The organism is Bacillus sp. SA1-12 (genome assembly GCF_000981385.1).
GTDB lineage: Bacteria > Bacillota > Bacilli > Bacillales > Bacillaceae > Metabacillus.
On record NZ_LATZ01000067.1, the window covers coordinates 1 to 2,336 of the forward strand.

General features: G+C 37.4%; 3 protein-coding genes. 2 read left to right on the forward strand and 1 reads right to left on the reverse strand.

Annotated features, from left to right (window positions below; translation table 11 throughout):
* Positions 1-763, forward strand: a 763-nt coding sequence (locus WQ54_RS17700; protein WP_046585946.1) for a group II intron maturase-specific domain-containing protein, incomplete at its 5' end; no start/stop codon positions are given.
* 104 nt (positions 764-867) lie between these two features.
* On the opposite strand, the gene WQ54_RS17705 is transcribed toward WQ54_RS17700, so the two are convergent.
* On the reverse strand, positions 868-1,164 hold the full coding sequence (locus WQ54_RS17705) for a YtpI family protein (RefSeq protein WP_046517169.1): 297 nt from the start codon (positions 1,162-1,164) through the stop codon (positions 868-870).
* Positions 1,165-1,334: 170 nt separating this feature from the next.
* Between WQ54_RS17705 and WQ54_RS17710 the strand changes: the two genes are divergently transcribed.
* Positions 1,335-2,279 (forward strand): bifunctional oligoribonuclease/PAP phosphatase NrnA, encoded by a 945-nt coding sequence (locus tag WQ54_RS17710; RefSeq protein ID WP_046517171.1) that lies wholly within the window; start codon positions 1,335-1,337, stop codon positions 2,277-2,279.
* Positions 2,280-2,336 lie beyond the last annotated feature (57 nt).

The window sequence follows — 2,336 nt, forward strand, 5'->3', positions numbered from 1 at the left end:
ATTGGCAAATAGAGTACAAGACCGATTGGTCTTGAAACTTATACGGAGGTATCTCCAATCAGGAATCATGATTAACGGTGTGGTTAATGAAGCAGAAGAAGGTACACCACAAGGAGGTCCATTGAGTCCTCTTCTTTCAAACATTCTTTTGGATAGACTTGATAAAGAGTTAGAGAGTAGAGGACACAAATTCGTTCGTTACGCCGACGACTGTAATATATACATGAAGTCAAAGAAAGCTGGTGAACGAGTGATGACCTCAATTACAAGTTTTATTGAGAAGAAACTAAAACTTAAAGTTAATAGAGAGAAGTCAGCGGTAGACCGCCCTTGGAAACGGAAGTTTCTTGGTTTCAGTTTTACAAACCATAAGAAACCCAAGGTCAGAATAGCGAATGAAAGTATCAAAAGACTAAAGTCTAGGATACGACAGATCACATCTCGTTCAAAACCTAGTCCTATGGAAGTTAGAATTGAAAAACTAAACCAATATCTAACAGGGTGGTACGGATACTTCGCTTTAGCTGATACACCAAGTAAGTTCAAAGAATTTGAAGAGTGGATAAGAAGAAGACTTCGTATGGTTGAATGGAAACAATGGAAAACACCTAAAACAAGAGTTAGAAAACTAAAAGGTTTAGGTGTTCCTGATAACAAGGCATACGAATGGGGAAACTCAAGAAAGAAATATTGGAGAATCGCCTGTAGTCCAATTCTACACAAAACCCTTGATAACTCCTATTGGAGTTCCCGTGGGCTTTAAAGTTTATATCAAAGATATGAATTTCTACGTCAAACTTAATTGAACCGCCGTATACCGAACGGTACGTACGGTGGTGTGAGAGGTCGGGGGTTAGTCACCCCCTCCTACTCGATTCCCGATTCATTTATTACTTGAGGTAAATAATGTTTGTATGCACGGAATCCTGCCCAGCTGCTTCCAAGGCCAATAAGTAAAAAGATAACCCCAACTATTAACGAAATGCTTGATCGATATAGGAATAGCTGATTCAGGCCAAAGGTTGCAACAAATATCCCTAATGCAATACTCGATTTTGCAGAAATCCATTGTTTTTCAATCGGCTTTGAGGATCTATAAGCTTTTACCTTAAAGTAAACGTAAAAGGCAAGGGAAATCATAATAATTACAACTAACACCGGCATATCTTAAACCTCCGCTTTAAAATCAATAACGTGTATATGATCGTAACCTATATTATTTTAACATGTCCTCTATCAAAATGTATTCATTTTCTGTTTGCTGATTATTCTTTCTTTTTAAATCTGATTTTTTATGATTTAATAACTTATATCGATGATTAAAGGAGAAAGAAATGAAACAAAAAATCTTAGAAGAAATACGTCAAAATGAAACGATTATTATCCACCGTCATGTTCGTCCTGATCCTGATGCATATGGTTCACAATGTGGTTTAGCTGAACTATTAAAAGCTTCCTATCCGGATAAAAAAATTCTCGTCGTAGGGGAAAGTGATCCATCCTTGGAGTTTCTATATAAAATGGACCTTGTCGAGGATGACGTTTATCATAAAGCATTGGTTATTGTTTGTGATACAGCCAATCAAGCTCGGGTAAGCGACCAACGTTATAAAAATGGGAAAAAGCTTATTAAAATTGATCACCATCCAAATGAAGATAAATACGGGGATCTGCTTTGGGTTGATACGAGTGCGGCAGCAACAAGTGAAATGATTTATGAACTATATTTGGAAGGCAGGGAACAAGGCCTTGTTCTTCCAAAAAAAGCAGCGCAATTGTTATATGCAGGAATCGTTGGTGATACAGGCCGTTTCCTTTTTCCAAGTACAACTGAAAAGACTTTCCGTTATGCTAGTGCATTAATTTCCGAAGGAATTGAGTTTGCTCCATTATATAACGAACTGTATAAGACAAAACGGAATGTAGCAAAGCTTAGCGGTTATGTGCTTCAAAATTTCACGTTAACATCATCAGGAGCAGCATCTATGAATATTTCACAGGCAATATTAGATGAATATGAGGTATCACCTTCAGAAGCTTCGCAGCTGGTAGGTATACTTGGAAATATTGAGGGTGTTACAGCATGGGTGTTTTTTGTTGAAGAAAAAGATCAAATTAGAGTAAGATTGAGATCCAAAGACCCAGTAATTAATGGATTAGCAAGAAAATACAACGGGGGAGGACATCCTTTAGCATCTGGTGCTTCAATTTACAGCTGGGATGAAGCTGAAAACCTTCTTAAAGATTTAGAAGAGCTTTGTCAGGATGTTAACAGATAAGGAAGGGGTATGTATTGGTTCGGAATTCGTCATGACGGTTCCGAACCTTTTCTTTTA

Bases quoted from the DNA above. Each gene is read 5' to 3' on its own strand.
- WQ54_RS17705 (WP_046517169.1), bottom strand. From the start codon at position 1,164: ATGCCGGTGTTAGTTGTAATTATTATGATTTCCCTTGCCTTTTACGTT.
- WQ54_RS17710 (WP_046517171.1), top strand. From the start codon at position 1,335: ATGAAACAAAAAATCTTAGAAGAAATACGTCAAAATGAAACGATTATT.